We start from the raw sequence: 25291 nt of genomic DNA, 5'->3' as shown, positions 1-25291 counted from the left end.
TAATACACATATATCACTAAATATTCATATTATGTTGGTAATTAGTGCTATGCATCATCAGTGTTGAGGCGATAAATTGACAAGAAAGGATGTTTGATATTCACTTAATCATGCAGTTTATGTGATTAATATAATTTACACACGGCGGTGAATCATGCGTTATCACAGTGACAGGGAACTGTTTTCTCCTTCCGACGTTAATTTGGCTCAACGCAAAGAAGCAATAGAGTTCCTTGAACATCATCCAGACATCCAGTTCGTTGACCTGTTGTTGACCGACATGAATGGAATTGTTCGCGGTAAGCGTGTAGAGAGAGACAGTTTAGAAAAGGTATACAGCAAAGGGGTATCATTACCCATATCCATTTACGGTATGACAATTAAGGGCTTACCTGTTGAAGAGACCGGACTCGGGCTTGAAATTGGTGAGTCTGACGCGAGTTGCTATCCGGTCCCCGGCAGCCTCAGTATGCAGCCATGGCAAAAGAGGCCGATCGCTCAACTGTTGATGAGCATGTATGAAAACAGCCAGACACCCATGTTTGCAGACCCTCGCATGGTATTGCAGCGAGTCTTACGACAGTTCAAAGAACGTGGGCTTACTCCAGTATCTGCTTTCGAGCTGGAATTTTATCTTCTTGAACAAGGAGACAGCGAGGGATTGCCGCACCCACCGTTTCGCAGCTTACGGGTAAAAGGCCGGAGGCCACTCAGGTTTACTCCCTTGATGACCTTGATGAACATGCCGAGCTACTGAACGATATCATTGACGCGGCCAGACAACAGAATATCCCCGCGGATACCATAGTGGCAGAGTCTGCACCCGGACAGTTTGAGATAAATCTCAAACATACCCCTGATGCAATGGCGAGCTGCGACCATGCTGTATTACTTAAAAGGGTGATCAAGAATGTGGCTCACCAACACGACCTTGAAACTACTTTTATGGCAAAGCCTTACCCCGATCAGGCAGGGAATGGTATGCATCTTCACATCAGTGTTCTTGATGATGAGGGCCGAAATATTTTTGCCCCAACAGAGGGCAACAAACCCACAGAGACACTGGGCCATGCTGTCGGCGGTCTACTGACATTGATGCAGGATTACATGGCAATTCTGTGTCCCAACGTCAACGCTTACCGACGTTTCAGTCCTGAATTCTATGTACCATGTGCCACCTCATGGGGAATCGAAAACCGAACGACGGCATTGAGAGTTCCCGCAGGTCCAAAAGAAGCGACCCGGATTGAACACCGTGTCGCTGGCGCTGACGCGAATCCCTATCTGATGATGGCTGCGTTATTGTCCTCAATCCTCTATGGCATTGACAATCGTCTGGCTCCTCCTGAACCCATCACTGGCAACGCCTACGACAAGACAGAGCCAAATCTACCCACAAACCTGCGGGATGCACTGCGTTTATTAAAAGCATCTGCACCCATTCGTCAGTATCTTGGTCACGACTTCATCGATGTTTTCATAACCTGTAAGGAAAAAGAACTACAGGAATTTGAACAGCACATTACCCAGTTAGAATACGACTGGTACTTACACACATTTTGAGCGGGGAGTCTGCCTTGACAGTACTCAGTACGCTCCCCAGAATAGCGGCTTGTTTTTATCACTGTTTCAGGAAAGACCATGACAGAGCAAACCTGTCCATGTGGCAGCAAACGTCAGTACGATGCATGCTGCCAGCCCGCCCACCAAGATCATGCCAGCGTTGATCACCCGGAAAAACTGATGCGAGCACGCTACGCAGCACATGAACTTGGTTTAGTCGACTTTGTCGTGAGTACTTATCATCCCAGCTGTCAGGCAGAGCAGCATCGTCAGGGGATTGAAGACTCAATAAAAAGTGACTGGCTTGGCTTGCAGGTTATCAATAGCAGTATCGATGAAAGTGGCAAACAGGGATATGTTGAATTTAAAGCCCACTATTCTGATCAGGGGCAACAGTTCTGCCTGCATGAAAAATCTCGTTTTCTGCTTGAAAATGTCAATAACAAACCGCTCTGGTTTTATATCGACGGTGTATTTCCCGGTACTATCAAAGCGGGTAGAAACGATCCTTGCCCATGTGGAAGCGGCAAAAAATTCAAAAAATGTTGCGGCTGAGGCATCAGAGACTGGGTGAACCTGCTTAAGCAACAATACAGCAGACCCGAAAAGCACCGAAAATAAAGAAATAGTCATCCATGCCGATATGCTAGGTAAGAGTAGATATATTCGCTGGCGAAAAAGTTATGGTGCTATCTAATTTATTATCAGCTACTTATGCTCATCTAAATCCGGTCGTCCGCGATGGTCGGAAAGAGGATGAGCAATCGAAAAAACAACAAAAAAATGGCAGCATTGAGTCTTTTCAAGATGAAATGACTAAACATCAAGATGAAGACACCTGCTCTGTTGCAGCCGACTCCGGTAAGCTCGATATTTATGTCTAATGCTTGCTCTCCTTTTCTGTCTCATCTTCGATAAAAATTCTTCTAGCTTTGAAAGAATAATCAGAAGATAAATCCACTTCCCCTTCCATTTTCCATCATTTAAGTTGCTATAAACGTTTAGAATTTTACTTATGTTCTGTTGTGAAAAAAGAAGCCTTACTGACAGAAAATACTGTCGCCGCAAAAATAAGTTATTGCATTATCTAAGAAGTTTGTTAGTGTGAATAACAATTCGTAAGTAAAGTGAATAGCGCATTATTATTATGGAAACACAGCTAATGACCCTTCATCACCATCATCATCCTGATTAGTCTTTCGGGAGGAGTGGTTTCGACTGGAAGGCAAAGAAGGCAGTGCTTCCATCGGTCATTACAAAAAAGAATTTGAGACCCCTGGAAGAGATTCCGGGGGTTTTTCGTTTTAGGACAGGGAATAGACAATGCAAACAGAAAGATTGCGCATAGCAATACAAAAAAAAGGACGCTTGGCTAAGGAATGCCAGGAATTATTAAAACGCTGCGGAGTAAAAATCAGCTTCAGCGGAGAACGCTTGGTCGTCCACGCTGAAAATATGCCAATCGATTTGTTACTGGTGAGAGATGATGACATTCCGGGCTTGATTATGGATGGTGTGGTCGACCTTGGCGTTATTGGCGAAAACGAGCTGGAAGAAGTTCGCCTTGAGCGCATCGCAATGGCCAAGCCTGCTGAATACGACCTACTTCGACGCCTCGACTTTGGTGGCTGCCGTCTCTCGGTTGCGATAGATAAGGACAACACTTACAACGGACCTGAAGACCTAAACGGCAAACGAATTGCCACCTCATACCCGAACATCCTGAAAGATTATCTTGATAAAAAAGGCGTCAGCTTTAGTACCTGTATGCTCAACGGCTCAGTCGAAGTTGCCCCGCGTGCAGGACTTGCCGATGCCATCTGCGATCTTGTATCGACAGGCGCAACACTTGAAGCTAACGGTCTGAAAGAAGCCGAAATCATCTTCCGCTCCAAAGCTGTGTTGATTCAACGGAAAGGCGAATTTGCTCAGGACAAAGTTGAGCTGATTCAGCGTCTTCTTACCCGTATTCAGGGTGTTATTCAGGCCAAAGAGTCCAAATACATCATGCTGCACGCCCCCAGTGATACGCTTGAGAAGGTTGTGGCCTTACTCCCCGGCGCTGAGGACCCTACTATTCTGCCACTTGCCCACGATAAACAGCGGGTTGCTGTCCATCTTGTTAGTAGCGAAAACCTGTTCTGGGAAACGATGGAACAGTTAAAAGCGCTGGGTGCCAGCTCAATTCTGGTGCTGCCGATTGAAAAAATGATGGAGTAATGCACGATGAAGACGGTGGTGTGGGAAACACTCAGTGAAAATCAGCAGGAGGCCATCCTTGAGCGCCCTGCGGTTAGTGACAGTCAGGCGATCAGTGACGCAGTTAGCGAAGTGATCAGACAGGTTCGAACCGAGGCCGATGAGGCCATCAAAGCGTTGACCCTGAAATTTGATAACGTGCCGCTGACATCTATTGCGGTAAAAGAAGAAGAAATTGATCAGGCCGTGACTCGTCTTGGACCTGAAATTAAGAAAGCACTTCAACAGGCTTATAATAACATCGCCTGCTTTCACCGAGCGCAGAAACCATCGCCAGTCAAAGTAGAGACTATGCCGGGTGTTTACTGTGAATTGCTGACACGTCCCATTGAGAGAGTCGGCTTGTATATTCCCGGCGGTAGTGCTCCTCTGCCATCGACCGTGCTCATGCTCGCCGTGCCTTCTCAAATCGCAGGTTGTCGAAAAGTGGTTCTCTGTTCACCCCCACCCATCGCCGACGAAATCTTATACGTTGCAAGGCTCTGTGGCATCACTGAAGTTTATAACGTGGGTGGCGCACAAGCTGTTGCTGCAATGGCTTACGGAACCGAGACAGTATCGAAAGTTGATAAAATCTTTGGTCCGGGCAATGCCTATGTGACTGAGGCCAAACAGCAGGTCAGCAATGACCATAAAGGGGCTGCTATCGACATGCCAGCGGGCCCCTCAGAGGTATTGGTTATCGCCGATACCCATGCCAATCCAGAGTTTGTTGCTGCGGATCTGCTCAGTCAGGCAGAACATGGCCCCGATTCTCAAGTGGTCTTATTGACCCCCTGTATGGCAATGGCTGAAAAAGTGTCAGCCGCTGTTGCAGAGCAACTCAATCACCTGAGCCGAGCCGACATCGCCAGACAGGCACTTGGATCCAGTGTGATCATCATTGCTGAAGACCTTGAAGAGTGCGTAGAAATTTCTAATCGTTACGGACCTGAGCACCTTATCGTGCAGACAGATTTCCCAAGTGAACTCTTGCCTCTGCTGGATAATGCCGGCTCTATTTTCCTCGGAGCCTGGTCGCCTGAATCTGTTGGCGATTACGCTTCAGGAACCAATCACGTTCTACCGACGTATGGTTACACCCGCACCTATTCAAGCCTTGGGCTCGCGGATTTCAGTAAGCGTATGACGGTACAAAAGCTGACACCTAAAGGGTTGGAATCACTGGCGCCGACGGTCGAAGCAATGGCCAATGCCGAAGGGCTGGATGCCCATAGAAATGCTGTCACGATAAGGGTTAAGGCTCTTGAAGCTGAAAGAAAAAGAAAAGAGGAAGGCTAATGAACATTGAAGCTTTAGCCCGTGAAAACGTCCGGCAACTGACCCCATACTTATCCGCACGCCGCTTGGGCGGCAGTGGCGATGTATGGCTAAACGCTAACGAGTCACCGTTTGATAATGATTACACAGTCAGCGGAAATCGTTTAAATCGATACAGCACCTGTCAGCCTCAGGCACTGATTGACGCATACGCGTCTTACGCGGGACTGCAATCAGAGCAGGTACTGACATCCCGCGGTGCCGATGAAGGCATCGAATTGCTGATCCGTACCTTTTGTGAGCCGGGACAGGACAGTATTCTTTTCTGCCCACCAACTTACGGCATGTACGGTGTGAGCGCAGAAACCTGCGGCGTGAACAGAAAAATTGTCCCGCTTCGGGATGACTGGCAACTCGACTTACCTGCTATCGAACAGTCGCTCGACACGGTAAAACTGGTTTTTGTCTGTAATCCTAACAATCCCACTGGCAACTTGATTGAGCGTCGGGATATCGAGCGCCTGCTGGAGATGACGAAAGACAAGGCGATTGTGGTGCTCGACGAAGCCTACATCGATTTCCACCTTGAGGCGACAAGCACAGATTTGCTGGCACGGTACCCTAACCTTGCCATCTTACGGACGTTGTCAAAAGCGTTCGCATTGGCCGGGCTTCGCTGCGGGTTTACCTTGGCAAATCCGACCATTATTGACCTGATGCTGAAAGTGATACCGCCTTACCCTGTGCCGGTCCCAGTAGAAGAAATTGCCTGTCAGGCACTGTCTGCTGCTGGCCTTGCCAGGATGAAATTTCAGACCCTCGATCTCAGTGCTAACCGTGCCTATCTTCAGGCTGGCTTGTCGATGTTACCCGGTGTCGAGGTGTTTGACGGCTACGGCAATTTTTTGTTGACGCGCTTTCCTGATGCAGACGCACTGTTTTCTGCACTATGGGACAACGGCATTATTCTGCGGCGCTCGCCAATAGAAAATTGTATTCGGTTAAGTGTTGGTAACCGGGAAGAATGTGAGAAGACGCTGGCGTTTATTCGACAGCAACTGGCATAACAATAATAACTGACACCGAAAGGATGTGTGTGTGAAAGAAAAAATTCTCTTTATTGACCGCGATGGCACCTTAATTGTTGAGCCTCCGGTTGATTTTCAGGTCGATAGACTCGACAAACTGAAGCTGGAGCCCTTTGTCATTCCGGCCCTGCTATCTTTGCAGGACGCTGGTTATAAACTGGTAATGGTCACCAATCAGGACGGACTGGGCACTGACAGCTACCCGCAGGCTGATTTTGATGCACCGCACAATATGATGATGGAGATCTTCTCCTCTCAAGGTGTCCGATTTGATGATGTATTGATTTGCCCGCACTTTGACGATGATGGCTGTGGCTGCCGCAAACCAAGCCTTGGGTTAGTCAAAGACTACCTTCAAAAAGGTCGGGTTGATTTTCAGACCTCAGTTGTCATTGGCGATCGTGAGACCGACCTTCAACTGGCTGAAAATATGGCGATCAGAGGTATTCAATACCACCCGGATACAATGGACTGGCAAACCATTGTGAAATTGCTGACCACCCAGCCCCGAACAGCCAGTGTCACACGGACGACAAAAGAAACCGATATCAACATCGCTCTAAATCTTGATGAGAGTGGTGGTAATACGATTCGCACTGGTCTCGGCTTTTTTGACCACATGCTGGATCAGATCGCCACTCATGGCGGTTTCCGGATGAACGTCGAGGTGGATGGCGATCTGCATATTGATGATCACCACACAATAGAAGATACCGCTCTGGCGCTGGGACAAGCGCTGAAAGAGGCTTTGGGCAATAAGCGAGGCATTGGCCGCTTTGGCTTCAGCCTGCCAATGGATGAATGCCTTGCACAGTGCGCGCTCGATTTATCTGGCCGCCCCTACCTCAAATTCGAGGCAGTTTTCACACAAGAAAAAGTAGGCGACCTGTCGACGGAGATGGTAGAGCATTTTTTCCGCTCATTGACGGATACGCTGGCCTGTACCTTACACCTGTCTTCAAGCGGCGAAAATACGCACCATATTGTCGAAAGCCTGTTCAAAGCATTTGGTCGTACCCTGCGTCAGGCTATACGTGTTGAGGGTAATGAGCTGCCAAGTAGCAAAGGGGTGCTGTAAGTATGAGTGATAACATTGTCATCATTGATACCGGCTGTGCCAACGTCAGCTCTGTCCGCTTTGCCGCCGAGCGTCTTGGCTACACCGTTACTGTCACCAGTGAACCAGAGAAAGTACTGCAGGCGGATAAATTGTTTCTGCCCGGCGTCGGCACCGCAGGTGAAGCAATGAAAAACCTGCGCGACAGAGATCTGATTGAGCTGGTCAATAAAGTCGAAAAGCCACTGCTTGGTATCTGTCGTAGGTATGCAGCTGTTGGTAAAACGTCACAGGAAGGCAAAGAAGCTGTGGCTTGCCTTAACCATGTCGACGCAGATACCAGATTGATGGAAACAGGTGCGCAGCCCCTACCCCATATGGGCTGGAATACAGTTTCAGCTAAAGAGGACGATCCACTGTTCAAAGACTTACCTGAGAACAGTTACTTTTATTTCGTTCACAGCTATGCCATGCCAGTTGGCGATTACACCATAGGTCAATGCGACTACGGGCAGCCATTCAGCGCAGCAGTGCGAAGCGGAAACTACTTTGGTGTCCAGTTTCATCCGGAGCGTTCCGGTAAAGCTGGAGCCAAACTGATTAAAAACTTTCTCGAGATGTAGGAGCAAGGATGATTATCCCCGCATTAGATTTAATTGATGGTCAGGTCGTTCGGCTCTATCAAGGTGACTATGGCCAGAAAACCGAATACAAGGTTGATCCTGCTGATCAATTCAACCTTTATCATCAGGCGGGCGCAGACTGGTTGCACCTTGTTGACCTGACTGGTGCTAAAGACACATCTGCGCGTCAAATAGATATCATCACCCGGCTTATCGACAGCACACCAGCCAAGATCCAGATTGGAGGTGGTGTCCGAAAAGAATCAGACGTGGTCGAGTTATTGCGGGCAGGTGCCAAACGCGTTGTTATCGGATCCACATCGGTGAAAGAACCATCACAGGTAAAACGCTGGATGGAGAAATATGGGCCAGAACATATCGTGCTGGCACTGGACATCAACATCAACGAAGACGGTGAGCGACTGGTTGCTGTTTCTGGCTGGCAGGAAACGTCATCACTGACACTCGAAGCCATGGTTGAAGATTTCAGTTCAGTCGGTTTGAAGCATGTCCTCTGTACTGACATATCACGAGACGGCACCCTTGCGGGATCGAATGTTGACCTTTACCGCGATATTTGTCGCGCCTATCCCGACGTACAGTTTCAATCATCAGGCGGCATCGGTTCACTGGCAGATATTGAAGCACTGAAAGGAACAGGTGTTTCTGGCGTTATTGTTGGCCGCGCGTTACTTGATGGAAAATTCACTGCTGAGGAGGCGTTCGCATGCTGGCAAAACGGATAATTCCCTGCCTTGATGTCCGTGACGGCCAGGTGGTGAAAGGGGTGCAATTTCGTAACCATGAAATTATTGGCGATATTGTTCCACTGGCAAAACGCTATGCAGAAGAAGGCGCTGATGAGTTGGTGTTCTATGATATCACTGCCTCAAGCGATGGCCGTGTCGTAGATAAAAGCTGGGTAGCAAGAGTTGCAGAAGTCATTGATATCCCGTTCTGTGTCGCTGGCGGCATCAAAACGGCAGAAGATACCCGCAGAATTCTGGAGTTTGGCGCAGATAAGATCTCAATTAATTCACCTGCATTGGCAAACCCGGATCTGATCACCGAGCTGGCTGAGAAATTCGGTGTTCAATGTATTGTGGTGGGCATCGACTCCTATTACGACAAAGAAACAGGGAAGTATCAGGTTTATCAATTCACTGGCGATGAATCCCGCACTCAGGTTACCGAATGGGAAACCCGAGACTGGGTTCAAGAGGTACAGCGTCGTGGTGCTGGTGAAATCGTCCTGAACATGATGAATCAGGATGGTGTTCGCCAAGGCTACGATCTTGAGCAACTCAACATGGTACGTCCTGTCTGTAAGGTGCCGCTGATTGCCTCCGGCGGCGCAGGTGAAATGCCGCATTTTGCCGACGCTTTCAATATCGCTAATGTCGATGGAGCCCTCGCAGCGTCTGTTTTTCACAAACAAATCATTAATATCGGTGAGCTGAAACACTACCTCAAACAACAGAATGTGGAGATCCGCCTATGAGCCAAGAAAACACACAAACAGCACTGGCTGAACAGGTGGACTGGGAAAAAATTAATGGCCTTGTTCCAGCCATTGTCCAGAACGTTGCCAGCGGTCAGGTTCTCATGCTGGGCTACATGAATCAGGAAGCGTTAGAAAAAACCCAAAAAACGGGTCAGGTAACCTTCTGGTCTCGCTCGAAAGAGCGTCTGTGGACGAAAGGGGAAACATCCGGCAATGTACTTGAACTCAAGCAGATTCGACTCGACTGTGACAGAGATACCTTGCTGGTTCAGGCTAATCCGATCGGCCCCACCTGTCATCTTGGTGACCTCACCTGCTTCGGCGAGGATAGCCTCGACGACCCATCCATGGTGTTCCTTCACCGACTTGAGCAAGTGCTGGCATCCCGTCGAGGATCCGATTCTGATTCATCTTATACGGCGTCCTTATTTGCCAAAGGCACCAAACGCATTTCGCAGAAAGTGGGGGAGGAAGGTGTCGAAGTTGCGCTCGCAGCGACGTCGGGTGACAAGGAGGAGCTGATCAACGAGTCAGCAGATCTGATCTACCATCTGACTGTCTTATTGCTGGACCAAGGCTTTTCGCTCGCTGATGTGGCGGAGAAGCTGAAGGAAAGGCATAAGTAATAAAATAATGCGCTGATGGGGAGTATTTACATACCAATATCCATCAGCGCAACGTTAATTAAACTACTGCGGGTTTGACTAAACAGTGAATTCTCGTCATTAATTCGCTCGGTGGCGTGACACGGCTGTCGTTGAGATATTCCTCAAACGCTGGGAAGTTTTCCATCTCCAGGCCACTTGACGGTAACCACTCTCCAAACAACCAGTTATACGGCTTTTCTAACTCGGCATAGCTTCCCTTAAACAGTAAACTCACTGTCTTCCCGGCTGGTACATCCAACACCTCCAGTCCACGCCCCTCAGGTATCTCAGCGCCCTTAGGCAGTGTCATGCAGGCCATTGAGCGTCTGTCTTCCACCGGGACTGAACTGGGATCGTCATAATAGATGCCTATCATCCGCGTATCCTGACGAAACCATTGATATTGTCCGGCAGACATCAGGAGTTTTTCAAATACCTGACCAATATTCATATAGTCGCCCAGATGGCGAATACCAACCAGCTTGAGACCCTCAAAATTTTCCAGTTCAGTATCGTACATAGTGTGATCACTCTCTTCTGACGTCATCATTCGCTGGGAGAAAACAGATGGTATGTTTTGTTCTTCTCCCTGCACTCTGAACTGCCCCGGCGTTTGACCAAATTCTTTCTTAAACGCGCGGTTATACGCTTCACTGCTTCGGTAGCCACTGGCTACCGCAACATCGAGCAATGCATGCTCAGAGCGTAACAACATGGCAGCACTTTTATGCAGCCTCAAACGTCGAACCGTCGCATTCACAGGCTCACCAATAACACTGCGATAAATGCGATGAAAATGATAAGGCGACATACAGGCAACTTCCGCCAAACGGTTTACATCCAGACTCTCATCAATATGGCTATAGATATAGTCAATAACCTGATAAAGCCGCTTTAGGTAGTTGTCTTCTGTGTTCTTTTTCATTTTTCGTTCTCGTTGTGACTGCCCAGTTACGATATGTCAGAGCCGATTGATAATGTTTGCGGATTTTTTAGTTTAAAGTCCAGCATTAGAGACAAAAATACACCTATTTAAATCATTATTTTTCAAAGTCTTAATTTTATTCCACTCTAAATTTTGTATTTACACAGAAGATCTATATGCAAATTCTTCATCTTTGATATCCACCCCACACAAGAAATACAAAATGAGCTTTCACTCTAAAATAATGCCCAGAATTATTTATCTGTTTCACTCATACCGATAAAAAGCCCTAAAAGTGAAAAACATGAGAGCTTGAAAATATGAAACCAAATTTTGTTCCTACTCTACTGGCAGTTTCTATTTTGACTGCCTGTGGTGGTAGTGATGACGGAAATAACAACGTTAATCCCAGTGGGACAGTTTTAGTTACTAAAGGGACGAGTATTACTGGCAAGATAGACGTTGACGCAGGCGAATCAGCCAATTCCTCTATTCAATACAAAATCGATAGTCCTGAAGACGACATCGTTTCTTTTGATATAGAAAGAGATGGTTCTTTCTCACTCGTCGCAAAGCCGTTTGCAGAACCTGTGAAAATAACTATCAGTACCAACGTAAATAGCAAGATAGAGTCGAAACAATATACTTTCCTCACGCAGCAGGTAAATGATCAGGCCACTGATGACACAGATCCTCTATACAGTGAACAGTGGCATTTAAACAACAAAGGTCAATTCGCCTTTTCCGCATCCAGAGGAACTGCTGGATTCGATTTAAATATCGGTCAGCTGCACCGTCAAGGACTGACAGGAGAGTCAATCCATGTGGCGGTGGTAGATTCAGGTCTGAGCTACGTCAAGAAGATTTGGCAGACAACATTGTACCCGGAGCCTCAAGAGACCTCGCGAACAATGACAATGATCCGTCTCCCGAAGGTACAAGTGGTGACCATGGTACTTCTGTCGCCGGACTGATTGCAGCTAAGGGGTTCAATGGAATTGGTGGACGCGGTGTCGCCCCCGATGCGGGTCTCTCTGGTTTTAACTACTTAAACGCGCAAACTTTCAAGGCCTTCATAGCTTCTCACGGCGGTAATGAGACCAAAGATGCGGATGTCATCAACCAAAGCTATGGGTTTGGTTTACCCCTTCTGCTCCCCTCAACATTTTTTGCAGCAGAATTAGCTTATACAGAAAACTACTACAAAAATAACCCAAACCCGTTTTTACAGATTAAATCTGCAGGTAACGGATTCAATGAGCTCAGTTTAGGATTAAAATATTTTTCTCGAGCAGAGCAAACAGAGGGGGAAAGTAAGCTTCCGCATCAATTGTCTAACGCAGATCCGTTCAATGCTACTTTTTACAATACCGTAGTGTCTGCTACCAGTGCGGATGAGAATAACCCGCGTTCCAGTTACTCCACAACAGGATCTTCAGTAATGTTCGCAGCATTTGGTGGCGAATATGGTGTCAACAATCCAGCCATGATTACAACGGATGTACAGGGCTGTGACCGCGGCTATTCGAAATCCTATCAGGGCAATTATTCAGGTGGACTTAACCAAGACATTCAGGAAAGAACCGATTGTAGTTATACCTCTCAATTTAACGGCACTTCTTCAGCCGCTCCTGTTGCCTCTGGCGTTGCTGCACTTGTTATGGAAGCAAACCCTGACCTGACATGGCGTGATGTGCGTTACATCATGGCAAAAACAGCGAAGAAAATTGATCAGGACTTCGAATCGGGCATTCTCTATCAAAATGGACAATTTTATGTGGCAGAGCCAGGCTGGGTAACCAATGCAGCAGGCAACACGTTCCACAACTGGTATGGCTACGGCCTTCTAGACGCCACCAAAGCAGTTCAGATGGCTACGCGAGGTTATTCATTACTACCTGCTTTAGCCGAAACATCATTTATCGAAGCTGAGGGCTTACCAGCGGATATTCCAGAGGACTTTAATGGTCTGGAGAGAACGATAGAAGTGTCTGAGGACATGCTCGTTGAAGCAGTTCAGCTCCGAGTAACGCTTGACCACCAGCGACTCAACGACCTCGCTCTGGAAGTCATCTCACCGAGTGGCACTCGCTCAGTCGTGGCAACACCGAGAAATATCCATTTCAAACATATAAGCGAATTGACAAATAGTGATACCAAGGCTCCATTAGAAGCATTGCTATTTTTAAGCAACGCTTTCCTTGATGAGAAAGCGCAGGGCACATGGAGAATAAGAGCTATCGACACAAATAATGAAGAGGTAAAAATAAGCGAGTGGAACGCAAGTAACAACTCAACAACCACTCTCACTTTACCGAATAATGACTCTCTGGGGTCTTTAGCGAAAGCTGAATTACGTATCTACGGCCATTGATAGGGTAACAAAGATGAATAAATTAAAAGTACTGGCCGCAGCTGTCTGCCTCTCAGGGCTCAGTATGTCTGCCTTTGCATCTCAAGATGTCGTTGTTAGTAAAGGCTTTTCATACAAAGTAAAAAGTAGTGGTTCTGCAGAGCCGAATAACAATATTCAATCGAGACAACAGCCCGGTTTCTTTGCGGGTCAATTAGTCATTAACGAACCACTTGCACTTGAGGGGAAGTTAACAGGTTCAGTGATTATTAAGACAGCCGATCACGACACTCTCTCGTTTTCTGATCCAGATGCATCGATTATGCGTGTTGGCGGGGGGTTTTGGCTTCTGAAATACCCGCCCAACGTTGAACTGTTATCTAAGAAAGCCTGGCTTGAAGAGCAGGCTGAAGTATTAAACGCAGAGATTGAAGTTCAGGCTAACCTCAACATACCCAATTAACATGTTGAGTAATTAATAGTAGAGAAAGGGGGGGCATCTAACGGCCTCCCCTTTTATTTTTCAATAAAACGATATAACCATTCATCGCTCTTTTTGACCTTTGACAGAAAATAATCACTACACATCGCAAAGTAGGTTATCTCAGCGCACTTGACTGTATTCTAATTCCAACAAATACGGAGTGTTTTTTCGAGCGACAACAAGCGTTATCAACTCAATGGACTTCGGAAAAATCTGCTATTTGAATTACTATAAGTTAATTAAGCTCAGGACAACCGAATGCTCAACGCCAACGCTATTCTCTCAAATCGCTGGAGTGCCAGTGTCTTTATTACCAGTGGTCTTTGCCTTGTAATTTCTATCTTCACATATTCAATATGGGGCACCTCGTATATCGGGCACTTGATTGTCAGCTTTGGCTACGGTTATTCGAACTTGGGTCTGTCATGGCTCAGCTACTGGCTATTTCCAAACTGGTCTGAAACATTTAGGGGCTTCGTTGTCGTACCTCTGGCATTGGCACTTGGCACCCTGAACTGTTACGTCATTCTGATTGATAAAGACCCGTCACTGTCAGCACTCAAACCCACCTTTCTACTTGGCCTCACTTTTACGCTGATTTGTATCTACTATCTGCATAACAGGGAACAAAAACATCAGGCAAAGCAAGCATTAGAAGAGGCACGCAGGAAGCAGGCTGAACAAGAGAAATTACTGGTGCTCAGTGAATTGCAGCAGCTACAGAGCCAAATTGAACCCCACTTTCTGTTCAACACGCTGGCAAACATCGATGCACTCATAGGTATGGAGCCAGAGAAAGCGCAAAGCATGCTTCGTCACCTGACTATTTTGTTAAGAGGCTCTCTTGAGGTAACCAGAGAAAGGCTGGTGCCATTACATCGTGAGTCTGACCTGATAAGTAACTACTTAACCATTCAACAAATTCGTCTCGGGGGGGCAATGACCTTCGATATTCGAGTCGATCCTGACATCCAAGGTATACACCTACCGCCTTTTCTCATTCAGCCGCTGGTTGAAAATGCCGTGGTACATGGCATTGAGCCTCACACAGAAAGAGGTCATATCGAGATAAATTTTAGCCAGAGTGAGGAGGAATATACGTTCTCCGTTTCAGATAATGGTATTGGTCTGAGTGGGGAATCATCAGGAAAAGGTAACGGGATCGCAATAAAAAATATCCGAGCAAGAATCGACAAACTGTTTGATGGAAAGGCATCGCTGCGCGTCTCAGAAAACACTCCCCAAGGCGTTGTATCATGCCTTTCTGTGTCAAAATCAGCGCTGAATAGTTTGATAGAAGAGGACAATAAATGAGCCAGATACATAGTGCCGTGCTGGCAGAAGATGAGCCTCTATTGCTGAGACATCTCGATAATATGCTCGCTGAAATATGGCCAGAACTGTCTATTGCGGCCAAATGCAAAAATGGTCAGCAGGCACTTGATGCTATCTCAGCTAATCAACCCGATGTGGTATTTCTGGATATCAATATGCCAGGGCTGGATGGGATCACATTGGCGCAGAAAGTCAGCAGACTGGATAAGGTACCACACATTATTTTCACGACTGCCTACAGCGACTATGCCGTGCAAGCCTTTGAGCAAAATGCGGTCGATTATGTCTTAAAACCTCTTGATGAGACCCGCCTGCTCACCGCATGCCAGAAGGTACAGGATCGTTTGGCCTCGCCCTCTCCACAATCTGCGCCAGACATCACCAGCCTGATAGAGCAGCTTCAGGCAAAGGTTACTCCTGCTGCCAGCTATATGAAATGGATCAGAGCATCAAAAGGAGACGATATTCATTTGGTTTTGGTCGACGACGTGGCGTATTTCAAAGCAGAAGACAAATATGTCTCAGTCTACTGCGCAAAAAGCGAAAATCTGTTTGAAGAATATATTATCCGTACATCCCTCAAAGAGCTGACTTCTCAGCTTGATCCGGACAATTTCTGGCAAATTCATCGTTCAACTATCATCAATGTCCGTGAACTTGAACGAGTCAGCAAAGATTTTACGGGGAAAATGACTGCTTTTGTCCATGGCCGGAAACTGCCAGTCAGTCGAGCATCTCAAGTCATGTTCAAAGGCATGTAGCAAGAGAATAACGGCAGGTTATATAGCCTGCCGTCAATTACGTCGTAACGCGGGAGATTACTCAAGTTCGCCAAGTAAATCTGCCAAGCTCACTTGCCTCTGAGATTTTTTATCCCTGACTGACAGTAAACCACTCTCACATTCCTTGTCGCCAATAATGATTGCCAAATTCCCTTTGCGCTTAAAATGATGACGAACTCGGTACGACATAGAGTTTTCAGAAGTATCAACTGACACGGCTAGGCTCAGCGCCGACAACGCTTCAGCAACCTCGTTCGCTCTCTTTTCATGCTGTGACGAAACTGGAATGATAGAAATAGCGTCAGGATTACACCACACAGGCAGCTTACCTTGATAGTGCTCAAGCAAAATAGCAATAAATCGCTCAAGAGACCCCAGCACGGCGCGGTGAAGGATCACTGGATGTTCTCGCTCTCCCTGTTCGTTAATAAAGCCAACATCAAGCCGCTCTGCAAGGACAAAATCGAGCTGAAAAGTGCCACATTGCCATTCCCTACCCGGCGCATCCCGGAGTGCGAACTCGACTTTAGGCCCATAAAATGCCGCCTCTCCCGGCAACAAATCAAAGGGAATATCAAGCATGGCAAGTCCCTCTTGCAGTATCCGCTCTGCTCTGTCCCATATCTCATCGCTGCCAGCACGATTTTTTCCCCGCAGTGAAATATCGACCCGAATGTCTGATGCTGCAAAGCCAAACTTTTGATAAACACGATAGAGCATCTCGACAAAGTCACTGAGTTCTTGCTGGATCTGATCCTCACGACAGAAAATGTGACCGTCATCTTGATGGAACTGCCTTAAGCGAAGTAGGCCATTTAATGCCCCTGAAGGCTCATTGCGGTGACACATACCGAACTCACTTAGCCGCAGAGGAAGGGATTTGTAGGATGGACAAAGCTGCTCAAACACACTGATATGAAACGGGCAATTCATCGGTTTCAGTGCCATTGCTTCCGCATCGTTACCAAGGAAAAACATCTCCTCACGATACTTATCAAAGTGACCGGATAACTGCCAGAGTTCGGCTTTACCAACCACTGGGCTTTTGATTTCCTGATAGCCAAACGCCTGCTGCTGTTGCCTAATATAATCCTCAATTCGATTAAAGATGTAATACCCCTTCGGATACCAAGCTACCATGCCTGCAGCATGAGGACTCATGTCAAAAAGTGATAGTTCGATACCTAATTTTCGGTGTGCATTTTTCATCATTGCTTCCCTCTGGTCGTTGAGGGCTGGCATGACATCGAGGGCGGTAGATGGGCTTAGACCAAAAAGGCTGACACGATATCATGTCAGCCTTTGAATATTGCAGTCTACGCCAACACGACAAACTAGGTGGTTGTCGTGGTGGTGGTATGTTGGCAGTCTGCAATAAATATATTCATTCTTTTCTCGCGCTTTTCAGGTAAATAATGCCGAGGCTTATCCCCGTATTATTTTTATAACAGCCTCTTTGCTCGAAATAAACATCCTGCAAATTGGCGGCTAAGTCAACGCCTGAAAAAGTCCCGATGCGAGCAACTACAAAAATATGGCGCAGTGTTTCAAATTAGGCCGTATCGATATTCAGCGTGATACTTTAATAACACTCGTGAAAGAGTGTTCATTGCCATCAAAGGATAAGTAAGCGCGTTGCACAATATCAAACGAACTGTACCCCTTTTCAGACAGACTTTTTCTCACTGACTCGATGATATGCTCAGATCCCCTCCGATTGAAAACGGTAGACGATGTTTGAGTCAGGTCACTGGCTTCTTGATCAATGGCGTAAGTCTGATTGTCGGGATCAAAAATCACGACGATGTTGCGTCTAAATGATGGGTATATTTTCGTATTGATAGCGTGTGATATCGGCAGCACCTCAATGTTTTTGGTCAGCTTCTCAATTTCTTTATCATCAAGGTGAGCATTATGGACAAATCGTTGTTTGCATCGCGATAAGCAACTTGCAAACTGTTGACGAGTGAAACCCAACTCATCAAACACGAGGTATAAAAGCAGTACCAGCAGGCGATCTTTCCGAATCATTTCATGACGAATGGATGAAGGTTCCTTGGTTTTAACCTGAGAGCCATGAGATACCTGATCCCGGATTGTCTTCATTAAATCAAAATCATCTTCACTAAAGGCGATGAGCTTTTTAACATCAGACGACACATACTTCATCGCATTCTCATACTTTTGTGAAAAGTTAGGCTCTCTTTTTGCTGCCTTAACATGCTTAATGATTTTGTTTACACACTGACGTTTGTCCCTGTAGGTACCTTCAGCGTACTTTTCGACTTCCTCATCTAACTGCGCCTTCAAGTCGTTGGTATCCCAACTCGCCAACCTGAACCCCGTATTTTCAGCAATCAAGCTACAGTAACGATCCAACAAAATAACGTGGCTCATAAAGTCAAACTGCCACGAGCCCTCAAAAGTAAAGATGCCGTAAAGGTTCGGCCAAAGTTGTTCAAAGCTCTCCTTGGCAAAGTAATTGGTCATGACTTTTTCCCACAACCCTTCACGGAATAAATACCCACCAGTACAAAAACAATGAAAAGAACGTTCAATCGGCGTTTTGGAGACAATAGATTCGAAAAAATAGAGGGAGGTTTGGTAGCCCGTATCCTTATTTATCAGGTGCACACTCTGTAATGGCAAAGAAGAAGCAGACAAAATGGAAAGGAATACCTTCATTTTCCAGGAAAGGCTTTTGACATCTTGTAGGGTCAAGTTTTTATCTAAACATTTAATCTGAATAGAATCTCTTTCTAGCACTAAAAAATTCTTTTCATCCTGATTTTTAATCGTACAGGAGTGCTGATTTTCAATTTCATACTCAACTCCTTTAAATGTCACTTTATGGGAGAACTTTTCGAAACCAAAATCTTTATGCAGACCTTCATTGCTCAGCCTGTAGGGGCGGCTATTTTCAAACCAGGTGGATAAACCAAACATACCCAGAACAATCGTATCAAAATCAAAGTCAAAGTGACCTTTCACTATAAATTCTGGATAGATTTCACCTGAGAAGTATTTGCAGTCAATCAGAGTGTAATCTCCATCAACAGAGGTACACTTCAGTGAAGGTATGGCATATCCCTCTTCTAGATTACAGACTTTTTCGAGATCTAAACTAGAAACGGTAACACGTGCCATAACATTCAGTGCGACACTCAGCGTGCCATGCAGCTCAATGTTATCCATCTGGAAACGAACATCAATGGCAATTTCAGTATCCAGATTGATATCACTATGTTTCAAACAGACCTCCAGTCTTACCCAGTTCCATATAGATTATCTGTCCTCACACTTCGTCGTCAGATAAACCGCCATCAGCTTCATATTGTTTAGTATAGTTTGGGCAACTAATACAAAACTCTGCAATTCCATTTATCCGGAAAAGAATAATGATAGGTCTCTCTTCCATAAGAGTCGGAAAGCGCAAGCATTTCCATTAAAAGTCATAGTGTATCCAGCTTGATATTAGAATACCGTTTCAAAGGGGGGACAACCGCTCCGTCGGCACTCTCAATCCACCTCAGCCAACGTTAAAAAAGCAACAATTCCTATCAAAATCTGATAGTCCTCAAAAGTGACGAGATGAAAGCAACGATTAACATGTATATATGATACATGTTAATGCACTTACAGAGTCTATGGTATGGAGTAAAAATTGATGAACAACATACTTGATCCCGAATCTGAATCTCGCATGACGCCTATCTGGCGACAGGCTTTTCGTCCTTTTTTTCTGTTTGGCGCTCTGTTCGCCGTCATTTCGTTGAGCCTATGGTTATCGTTACTCAATCAGGCAACACATTTTTCGTTCACGACACCTGCTATTTTCTGGCACGGCCATGAAATGGTTTTTGGCTTTGCAATGGCTATCGTGTGTGGGTTTTTACTCACTGCAGTGCAAAACTGGACAGGAAAAAGGGGTGTGAATGGCAACGCACTGATAGCTTTAGTCACCCTTTGGCTGATAGCAAGAGTGCTTAATCTGGTTGACTTTACATTACCCCTTATCATCATTGCCGCAGCCGAGTTATTATTTTTTATCATGGTGATCGTACACCTTGCCCGTCCGCTTATTCAGATAAAACAGTACCGAAATCTGGTTTTTATCCCGGCTCTTTCTACACTGGCAGGACTTGATATTGCGGGTTATTACTTTGTCGAGACCGGTGATCTTCGGCTGGCATTAGCCATGACAGATACGGCGGTGCTGCTCATTGTTATGCTTGTTACTCTGATAGGTGGCAGAGTGATCCCTATGTTCACCGCCAACGGCACCAATACAACCAAAGTGTTGCCTTCTCCTCTCTTGGATAAATTAGCTATTTTATCCACGCTGGCAGTCGTTGGCGTCAGCTTATTTGCCGCTTTTTCTCCCCAGCATAATGCACTATCAGAAATATTGACTCTGCTTTGGCTCGCAGTGGCTGTTTGCCATGGATTGAGGGCATTACGCTGGCGACCTTGGGTGACAGCCCGAGTACCTCTTGTCTGGTCATTACATCTTGCCTATTGGTGTATCCCCCTTGGTGCACTGTCAATGGTAGCCAGTTATGGATTTGGCTGGATATCTCATTCTGCTGCGCTTCACGTCATGACATTGGGTGTGATTTCTGGAATGATTTTGGCGATGATCTCACGGGTATCACTAGGCCATTCCGGTCGGGCACTTACGATCACTAATCTGACCGTTATCGCTTTTTATATTATTTTTATCGCCACCGGCGTCCGTTTTCTATCAGGCGTCTGGCCTTCAGTCATGGCACTGACTATTTCAGGGACACTCTGGATACTGGCCTTCGTATTTTATATTCTCGGTTACTTTCGGATATTGACAACGCCGAGAGCAGACGGAAGGCCGGGATAACAGAACGACATACATTGCTCTACTGAAGACTTGTCGCAATACCAAAGTATCCTTCGCCATTCCATGAATGCTCGAACCGCATAATGCGATCATGTCGATATAACTCAGGCGTCATGATCTCAAAAGAATAATGGGAGTAAACGCCAAAGTTATAGTGCTATTGCTCGCAAAAACATGTGCGTTTGGAAATGAAACGTGCAGAAGTTCCGTAATATCTGCTGAATCAATCAGACAGTCAGGGATGGTTTATGACTTCACCAGCAACATTTCTACACGCGCTCAATCATGAATACCTTTCAGTGCATCAACATAAAGAGAAACTTTTCTGGCAGGTATATATGGGGATCAGTGATGATCAACAGGCTTTGGCTGACGCTGAAAAATCATGGAACGATTTTGTCTCTGATGCGGATCGAATTGAAGCAATAAAGCAACAATTGGACATCTTATCTTCGCAGGAGCCCTCAGAACAGAACACAACGACCAAGCATGGCCTTGAAGGCTGGCTAAATATGTTCAGCAGCCACGTGCCTGAAACAGACCAAGCCGCTCAGTTAAAACGTGCAATCATTGATGATGAAGCCGTTTTTTTCAAAAAGCGTAAGGACTATACGCTCAGCTATGTTGACGAAAGCGGAAATGAGGTCGAAGCAGGTCTACCTGTATTAAGCGCAGTGATCTCTACCCATGAATCTGAGACTGTCAGAAAAAGTGCTCATGATGCTCTGCTACGACTGGAGCAATGGGTACTGGAAAATGGCTTTATCGATATGGTCAAACAGCGAAATGCCTATGCCAGAGCGATGGGCTTTGCGAACTATTTTGATTACTCCGCCGCCAAAAAAGACCAAATGCCGGCTGAAACCCTCATGTCAATCCTGAACCAGTTTGAGGAAGCTACCCGTGACGCGTGCCAAAGAGGTCTTGATAGCCTTGTGGCGGAACACGGCAACGATGTACTTAAGCCCTACAATTTTGGTGCGAAAAGCAGCGGTGATGCAGTAAAAGCACTTGAACAATATCTGCCATTTGCTAAATCGGTTGAACGCTGGATTGAGTCTTTCAGTCAGCTACACATTCCTTTCTCAAATGCTGAACTTACGCTGGATCTTCTTGAGCGTGAGGGCAAGTATCAGAATGGCTTCTGTCACGGCCCTACCCCATCATTCTATGATCAGGGGCGTTGGCAGCCTGCAAAAGTGGCGTTTACCAGTAACGCTAAACCCAATCAGTCTGGTTGTGGTTACCGTGAGTTAAACACGCTTTTCCATGAGGGAGGCCACGCTGCACACTTTGCTAACGTTCGTCAGAACGCACCGTGTTTTGCTCAAGAATTTGCACCAACAACCATGGCTTATGCCGAAACACAATCGATGTTTTGTGACAGCCTGCTTGGGGATGCAGAATGGCTAAAAACCTACGCCAAAGACCAATATGGAGAAACTGTTCCTGATGACGTGATCAAAGCAATGATCTCTTCAGGGCAACCTCTCGCGGCCTACAGTGAACGCTCGATCCTCGTCGTGCCATTATTTGAGCACCAACTCTATGCAATGGATGAGAGCACCCTGACCCCAGAAAGCATCACTGCACTGATCCGTCGTACAGAAAAAAGTGTTCTCGGTTTTGATGTTGCACCGCGCCCTATTCTGGCAATACCCCATTTGCTTACTCACGAGTATGCCTGTGCCTACCATGGCTATCTGCTTGCACATATGGCGGTGTATCAGACCCGTGCGTATTTTATTGATAAATACGGTTATCTATCAGACAACCCTGAAATTGGGCCGGCATTGGCTGAACATTATTGGAATCCGGGTAATTCGCACACGCATGATCAGACACTGAGAAACCTGACAGGAGAGGGATTCAACCCTGCTTATCTCGCTGATCATTGTAATCAAAGCACTGATGATGCGTGGCAGGAACAAATCCAGCGCCTTGCTCGTAGGACGGAAGAAAAAGAGAGAATTGGACGACCTTTAGATGCGAAAATTAGCCTTGTTGACGGCGAAACAGTTATCGCAACCAATGAACTATCAGATGCTGATATGTGTGCATCATTTGAAAGTTATGTGAAGGAGCGTTACTTCGCTTGATGTCAGTAGCCTCGCCGATAGGCGGGGCCATATTTTGAGAAGCCCTGAATCAGGTTGGAATTTCAGGAAGAATTTTTGCCATCAGATACCCGTCAACATACCTGTCTTTGAGTTTCACGCTGTTTACTTTTGTCCCCTCGATCTGGTATCCCTGAGATTGGTACAGCCCCACAGCCCTCTCATTGTCACACATGACACTGAGTTCCAGGCGCGTGACCGCATTCTGCTCAGCCCAAACTTCAAGGTGAGAGAGAAGAGTTTTACCTAATCCCCTGCCACCAGCCGATTTGAGCAAGCCCATCGTGAAATTCGCTACATGTTTCTTTCTTTTTATTGTGCTTCCCGTGGCCGAGAGAAAGCCAGAAAGCGCATTTTCATTCTCTACGACAAACATCACCTTATGTGATTGTTCGGTAAATGAAGTCAGAATTTCCTGCTGTTCTTCAACACACACACTCCTTTCACCCGGCTCGTATAACAAAAACTCAGACTCACCGTCTAGTTTTTGCATAAGCGTAACCACGGATGCGGCATCATGTGGTCTGACTCGTCTCACTTTCATAGCACATTTCCAAAAAAATTGATTCAACAAGGCCTTGCAGCTGACAGACACCCATTCAAAGATTTATCAGACTTCAGGCGTTATGCACAGTGTGGCGTTTTCAGACAGAAACGCAGTATCGACACAGCTAAAGCCCCCCCTGCCTGCTGAGGTTTTCACTATCTTACTCATTGTTATCTTTGTTTATCAGGCAGAAATTATGCTAATCATCGCAAGTTACACTCACCATCATCATTTAAATTCACATACGTGTTACGACGAAGGCGCGAAAATCCTCGTTATCAAAACTCGTCAATCATCTCCAACGACTCGAAACGGTTTCCATCTCCTAATACCAAGCGGAATCTCCCTCTTACCCCATGTGGGCTAACAAAGTCCCTAAAGTGTGATGCATCAAGCTCCATCGACTCTCCACTGTCCGCCGTGACAACAACCGTGCTGGCAATACCTTTGTAATAGTCGAGAAAGTTTTGATAAGGAATATCCACTGAGAAAGTAAAGGTTCTTGAACTCATAAATCCTTCTTAACAAGATGTTGATTCTTCACATGTGACAGCGACAGCTGCGTATATCTCTTATCAATAAGCAGCTGCCGGGTACGTTATCACCAATAGAACAAGGCGACGAAATGATCAAATATGCCGGGTTCATAACCCACCACTTTTATCCCGTGAACTGACGCCTGCAGCCATACTTCACGTTTGAACTCTTCTGTTCCCTGAACCTTTATCTCACTCCAGCTTTTGGCAAGCGCGAGATTTATCATGGAGGCAGCGACCTTCGGACTGGGCTTTTCCGTCTCCATACTCAGCCCATTCGAGACGAATGCAGGCTTATCGAATAAGCTGCTGAGATAATATTCTCCGTCCAGTGCCACATCCAGACCACGTTGAAAAGCGGAACGATAATCTGTCTCTTTCCTCAGAATATTATTGCTTGGTCGCCTTGTATCCGCATAGTGTTGGGGATGATAACCATCATCTCGATTGAAGCTCGGCACGCCTGTGCCAATTTTGGCGTAAAATTTAGGGTTGATAGACGCATAAAAATGATGATCACGGATCACCGAGGACGGCACTGCGCCGCCGAAATGAGTGAGCCCTTTCGACACTTTTCCTTTACGTTCACGCGAGGCAACAATATCTGGATTCTGAAAGTACAATGCGCCGTTCGTTGGGTCAGGCAACCGGCCCTCGAGCGCAAGATTAATAATAGTTTCTACTTTAATCTTCTTTTCTGGTGACAATGCAGGCAATCGCCGCCAACCACCAGCACTGTGAGCGGGCTCAAATTGATAGGGAGCATCGATAATCGACGTGACCGAATAGCCAAACTTACCACTGATCAGGCGATTGAGTATCGTATAGATCACTCCTGCCAGCCCAGCATCACCTTGGTTTGATGCTTCAGCATAAGTTACCCTTGCTATCGCCTCACGATCATCACGCGAAAGCCTTACTCCTCGAAGCCTTGAGTGATACTCAGCTTTCGCTTCCTCGCAATTCGTTACATCCCTGATTGGCAGTTCAGCTTGTTTTGCATTCAGTGCGTAGCACATTGCAAGTACAGTAAATAAATCCATCTCAGTCACCCACCCTCATATACAGTTGATATCGGAAGGGGTGGCAAAATACGTAATCACAAAGTCAATCATGATTTATGTGGTGCTCCTTTTTAAATCTCCGGGCAACGACAAGTCAGAGGTTCCCTCTCTGCTCTCTGCCAAACAACAAAAATGCGTAATGTTCAATCTGCTTGGCTCAACTCATGCCGCTGAATCTTTATGTCCAAATAATCACTCATATATCGAGTAATTGAGAAAGCGTATTTAAGCGATTTATATCCAGTGACCAACAAAATATTAGACACATTCTCCA

General features: G+C 46.2%; 25 protein-coding genes and 1 other annotated feature. Of the genes, 19 read left to right on the top strand and 6 right to left on the bottom strand.

Annotation, left to right across the window (positions count from 1 at the left end):
• Window positions 1–154: 154 nt before the first annotated feature.
• From A8L45_RS25455 to hisIE, 12 genes are all read left to right on the top strand, one after another.
• Window positions 155–757 (top strand): type I glutamate--ammonia ligase, encoded by a 603-nt coding sequence (locus A8L45_RS25455; RefSeq protein WP_281181479.1) that lies wholly within the window; start codon window positions 155–157, stop codon window positions 755–757.
• Window positions 661–1563, top strand: coding sequence for a glutamine synthetase family protein (locus A8L45_RS02390; protein ID WP_281181480.1), 903 nt, complete (start codon window positions 661–663; stop codon window positions 1561–1563). Before A8L45_RS25455 ends, A8L45_RS02390 begins: the two co-directional genes overlap by 97 nt.
• A gap of 78 nt (window positions 1564–1641) precedes the next feature.
• Window positions 1642–2118 carry a YchJ family metal-binding protein gene (locus tag A8L45_RS02385; protein ID WP_083228155.1) on the top strand — a complete coding sequence of 159 codons (477 nt, stop codon included), beginning with the start codon at window positions 1642–1644 and terminating at the stop codon, window positions 2116–2118.
• Between the two features lie 128 nt (window positions 2119–2246).
• Window positions 2247–2447 carry a hypothetical protein gene (locus A8L45_RS02380; RefSeq protein ID WP_068898826.1) on the top strand — a complete coding sequence of 67 codons (201 nt, stop codon included), beginning with the start codon at window positions 2247–2249 and terminating at the stop codon, window positions 2445–2447.
• A 286-nt stretch (window positions 2448–2733) separates the two neighbouring features.
• Window positions 2734–2868, top strand: a sequence feature (His leader region).
• Window positions 2869–2886: 18 nt separating this feature from the next.
• Window positions 2887–3783, top strand: coding sequence for an ATP phosphoribosyltransferase (gene hisG, locus A8L45_RS02375; protein ID WP_068898825.1), 897 nt, complete (start codon window positions 2887–2889; stop codon window positions 3781–3783).
• 6 nt (window positions 3784–3789) lie between these two features.
• Complete coding sequence (hisD, locus tag A8L45_RS02370; protein WP_068898823.1) at window positions 3790–5103, top strand: histidinol dehydrogenase; 1314 nt, start codon at window positions 3790–3792, stop codon at window positions 5101–5103.
• A gap of 5 nt (window positions 5104–5108) precedes the next feature.
• Window positions 5109–6149: a histidinol-phosphate transaminase gene (gene hisC, locus A8L45_RS02365; protein WP_175401888.1), complete on the top strand. Its 1041-nt coding sequence runs from the start codon at window positions 5109–5111 to the stop codon at window positions 6147–6149.
• Between the two features lie 25 nt (window positions 6150–6174).
• A complete protein-coding gene (gene hisB / locus A8L45_RS02360; RefSeq protein WP_139122286.1) occupies window positions 6175–7248 on the top strand; it encodes a bifunctional histidinol-phosphatase/imidazoleglycerol-phosphate dehydratase HisB in 1074 nt (357 codons plus the stop codon).
• Between the two features lie 2 nt (window positions 7249–7250).
• Window positions 7251–7850, top strand: coding sequence for an imidazole glycerol phosphate synthase subunit HisH (hisH, locus tag A8L45_RS02355; protein WP_068898817.1), 600 nt, complete (start codon window positions 7251–7253; stop codon window positions 7848–7850).
• Window positions 7851–7858: 8 nt separating this feature from the next.
• A complete protein-coding gene (gene hisA / locus A8L45_RS02350; protein ID WP_068898815.1) occupies window positions 7859–8596 on the top strand; it encodes a 1-(5-phosphoribosyl)-5-[(5-phosphoribosylamino)methylideneamino]imidazole-4-carboxamide isomerase in 738 nt (245 codons plus the stop codon).
• Window positions 8578–9351 carry an imidazole glycerol phosphate synthase subunit HisF gene (hisF, locus tag A8L45_RS02345; protein ID WP_068898813.1) on the top strand — a complete coding sequence of 258 codons (774 nt, stop codon included), beginning with the start codon at window positions 8578–8580 and terminating at the stop codon, window positions 9349–9351. The genes hisA and hisF overlap by 19 nt, the downstream gene beginning before the upstream one ends.
• On the top strand, window positions 9348–9980 hold the full coding sequence (hisIE, locus tag A8L45_RS02340; protein ID WP_068898811.1) for a bifunctional phosphoribosyl-AMP cyclohydrolase/phosphoribosyl-ATP diphosphatase HisIE: 633 nt from the start codon (window positions 9348–9350) through the stop codon (window positions 9978–9980). The genes hisF and hisIE overlap by 4 nt, the downstream gene beginning before the upstream one ends.
• A 58-nt stretch (window positions 9981–10038) precedes the next feature.
• On the opposite strand, the gene A8L45_RS02335 is transcribed toward hisIE, so the two are convergent.
• Complete coding sequence (locus A8L45_RS02335; protein WP_068898809.1) at window positions 10039–10926, bottom strand: AraC family transcriptional regulator; 888 nt, start codon at window positions 10924–10926, stop codon at window positions 10039–10041.
• A gap of 320 nt (window positions 10927–11246) precedes the next feature.
• Here A8L45_RS02335 and A8L45_RS24385 point away from each other — a divergent pair, with 320 nt between their 5' ends.
• The 5 genes from A8L45_RS24385 (at window position 11247) to A8L45_RS02310 (ending at window position 15859) form a co-directional block, all read left to right on the top strand.
• The gene (locus tag A8L45_RS24385) at window positions 11247–11900 is read left to right on the top strand and encodes a hypothetical protein (RefSeq protein WP_068898807.1); all 654 of its coding nucleotides are present in this window, start codon (window positions 11247–11249) and stop codon (window positions 11898–11900) included.
• Entirely contained in the window at window positions 11792–13300 is a 1509-nt protein-coding gene (locus A8L45_RS02325) for a S8 family serine peptidase (protein ID WP_068898805.1), read from the top strand. The genes A8L45_RS24385 and A8L45_RS02325 overlap by 109 nt, the downstream gene beginning before the upstream one ends.
• 13 nt (window positions 13301–13313) lie before the next feature.
• The gene (locus A8L45_RS02320; RefSeq protein WP_068898803.1) at window positions 13314–13742 is read left to right on the top strand and encodes a hypothetical protein; all 429 of its coding nucleotides are present in this window, start codon (window positions 13314–13316) and stop codon (window positions 13740–13742) included.
• Window positions 13743–14021: 279 nt separating this feature from the next.
• On the top strand, window positions 14022–15077 hold the full coding sequence (locus tag A8L45_RS02315; RefSeq protein ID WP_068898801.1) for a sensor histidine kinase: 1056 nt from the start codon (window positions 14022–14024) through the stop codon (window positions 15075–15077).
• Complete coding sequence (locus A8L45_RS02310) at window positions 15074–15859, top strand: LytR/AlgR family response regulator transcription factor (protein WP_068898799.1); 786 nt, start codon at window positions 15074–15076, stop codon at window positions 15857–15859. The genes A8L45_RS02315 and A8L45_RS02310 overlap by 4 nt, the downstream gene beginning before the upstream one ends.
• 57 nt (window positions 15860–15916) lie before the next feature.
• Here A8L45_RS02310 and thrS read toward each other — a convergent pair whose 3' ends face one another.
• Together thrS and A8L45_RS02300 are read right to left on the bottom strand one after the other, a co-directional pair.
• Window positions 15917–17122 (bottom strand): threonine--tRNA ligase, encoded by a 1206-nt coding sequence (gene thrS / locus A8L45_RS02305; protein WP_083228153.1) that lies wholly within the window; start codon window positions 17120–17122, stop codon window positions 15917–15919.
• Between the two features lie 327 nt (window positions 17123–17449).
• Window positions 17450–19132, bottom strand: coding sequence for a HEPN domain-containing protein (locus tag A8L45_RS02300; protein ID WP_068898795.1), 1683 nt, complete (start codon window positions 19130–19132; stop codon window positions 17450–17452).
• A 415-nt stretch (window positions 19133–19547) separates the two neighbouring features.
• Here A8L45_RS02300 and A8L45_RS02295 point away from each other — a divergent pair, with 415 nt between their 5' ends.
• A complete protein-coding gene (locus tag A8L45_RS02295) occupies window positions 19548–20753 on the top strand; it encodes an NnrS family protein (RefSeq protein WP_068898793.1) in 1206 nt (401 codons plus the stop codon).
• A 248-nt stretch (window positions 20754–21001) separates the two neighbouring features.
• The gene (locus A8L45_RS02290) at window positions 21002–22852 is read left to right on the top strand and encodes a M3 family metallopeptidase (protein ID WP_068898791.1); all 1851 of its coding nucleotides are present in this window, start codon (window positions 21002–21004) and stop codon (window positions 22850–22852) included.
• Between the two features lie 49 nt (window positions 22853–22901).
• Here A8L45_RS02290 and A8L45_RS02285 read toward each other — a convergent pair whose 3' ends face one another.
• The 3 genes from A8L45_RS02285 to A8L45_RS02275 form a co-directional block, all read right to left on the bottom strand.
• Window positions 22902–23414, bottom strand: a complete 513-nt coding sequence (locus A8L45_RS02285; RefSeq protein ID WP_068898789.1) for a GNAT family N-acetyltransferase — start codon at window positions 23412–23414, stop codon at window positions 22902–22904.
• 281 nt (window positions 23415–23695) lie between these two features.
• Window positions 23696–23929, bottom strand: coding sequence for a DUF2835 family protein (locus A8L45_RS02280; RefSeq protein WP_068898787.1), 234 nt, complete (start codon window positions 23927–23929; stop codon window positions 23696–23698).
• Window positions 23930–24018: 89 nt separating this feature from the next.
• The gene (locus A8L45_RS02275; protein ID WP_068898785.1) at window positions 24019–24996 is read right to left on the bottom strand and encodes an LPD7 domain-containing protein; all 978 of its coding nucleotides are present in this window, start codon (window positions 24994–24996) and stop codon (window positions 24019–24021) included.
• Window positions 24997–25291 lie beyond the last annotated feature (295 nt).

This window comes from Veronia pacifica, assembly GCF_001707825.1.
Taxonomy (GTDB): domain Bacteria; phylum Pseudomonadota; class Gammaproteobacteria; order Enterobacterales; family Vibrionaceae; genus Veronia; species Veronia pacifica.
Note: the sequence above shows the minus strand (reverse complement) of the source record. Positions and strands in the feature narration are given on the sequence as shown.

Coding starts and splice junctions, on each gene's coding strand:
- A8L45_RS25455 (WP_281181479.1), top strand. CDS start 155: ATGCGTTATCACAGTGACAGGGAACTGTTTTCTCCTTCCGACGTTAAT.
- A8L45_RS02385 (WP_083228155.1), top strand. CDS start 1,642: ATGACAGAGCAAACCTGTCCATGTGGCAGCAAACGTCAGTACGATGCA.
- A8L45_RS02380 (WP_068898826.1), top strand. CDS start 2,247: ATGGTGCTATCTAATTTATTATCAGCTACTTATGCTCATCTAAATCCG.
- hisG (WP_068898825.1), top strand. CDS start 2,887: ATGCAAACAGAAAGATTGCGCATAGCAATACAAAAAAAAGGACGCTTG.
- hisD (WP_068898823.1), top strand. CDS start 3,790: ATGAAGACGGTGGTGTGGGAAACACTCAGTGAAAATCAGCAGGAGGCC.
- hisH (WP_068898817.1), top strand. CDS start 7,251: ATGAGTGATAACATTGTCATCATTGATACCGGCTGTGCCAACGTCAGC.
- hisA (WP_068898815.1), top strand. CDS start 7,859: ATGATTATCCCCGCATTAGATTTAATTGATGGTCAGGTCGTTCGGCTC.
- hisF (WP_068898813.1), top strand. CDS start 8,578: ATGCTGGCAAAACGGATAATTCCCTGCCTTGATGTCCGTGACGGCCAG.
- hisIE (WP_068898811.1), top strand. CDS start 9,348: ATGAGCCAAGAAAACACACAAACAGCACTGGCTGAACAGGTGGACTGG.
- A8L45_RS02335 (WP_068898809.1), bottom strand. CDS start 10,926: ATGAAAAAGAACACAGAAGACAACTACCTAAAGCGGCTTTATCAGGTT.
- A8L45_RS24385 (WP_068898807.1), top strand. CDS start 11,247: ATGAAACCAAATTTTGTTCCTACTCTACTGGCAGTTTCTATTTTGACT.
- A8L45_RS02320 (WP_068898803.1), top strand. CDS start 13,314: ATGAATAAATTAAAAGTACTGGCCGCAGCTGTCTGCCTCTCAGGGCTC.
- A8L45_RS02315 (WP_068898801.1), top strand. CDS start 14,022: ATGCTCAACGCCAACGCTATTCTCTCAAATCGCTGGAGTGCCAGTGTC.
- A8L45_RS02310 (WP_068898799.1), top strand. CDS start 15,074: ATGAGCCAGATACATAGTGCCGTGCTGGCAGAAGATGAGCCTCTATTG.
- thrS (WP_083228153.1), bottom strand. CDS start 17,122: ATGCCAGCCCTCAACGACCAGAGGGAAGCAATGATGAAAAATGCACAC.
- A8L45_RS02295 (WP_068898793.1), top strand. CDS start 19,548: ATGAACAACATACTTGATCCCGAATCTGAATCTCGCATGACGCCTATC.
- A8L45_RS02290 (WP_068898791.1), top strand. CDS start 21,002: ATGACTTCACCAGCAACATTTCTACACGCGCTCAATCATGAATACCTT.
- A8L45_RS02285 (WP_068898789.1), bottom strand. CDS start 23,414: ATGAAAGTGAGACGAGTCAGACCACATGATGCCGCATCCGTGGTTACG.
- A8L45_RS02280 (WP_068898787.1), bottom strand. CDS start 23,929: ATGAGTTCAAGAACCTTTACTTTCTCAGTGGATATTCCTTATCAAAAC.
- A8L45_RS02275 (WP_068898785.1), bottom strand. CDS start 24,996: ATGGATTTATTTACTGTACTTGCAATGTGCTACGCACTGAATGCAAAA.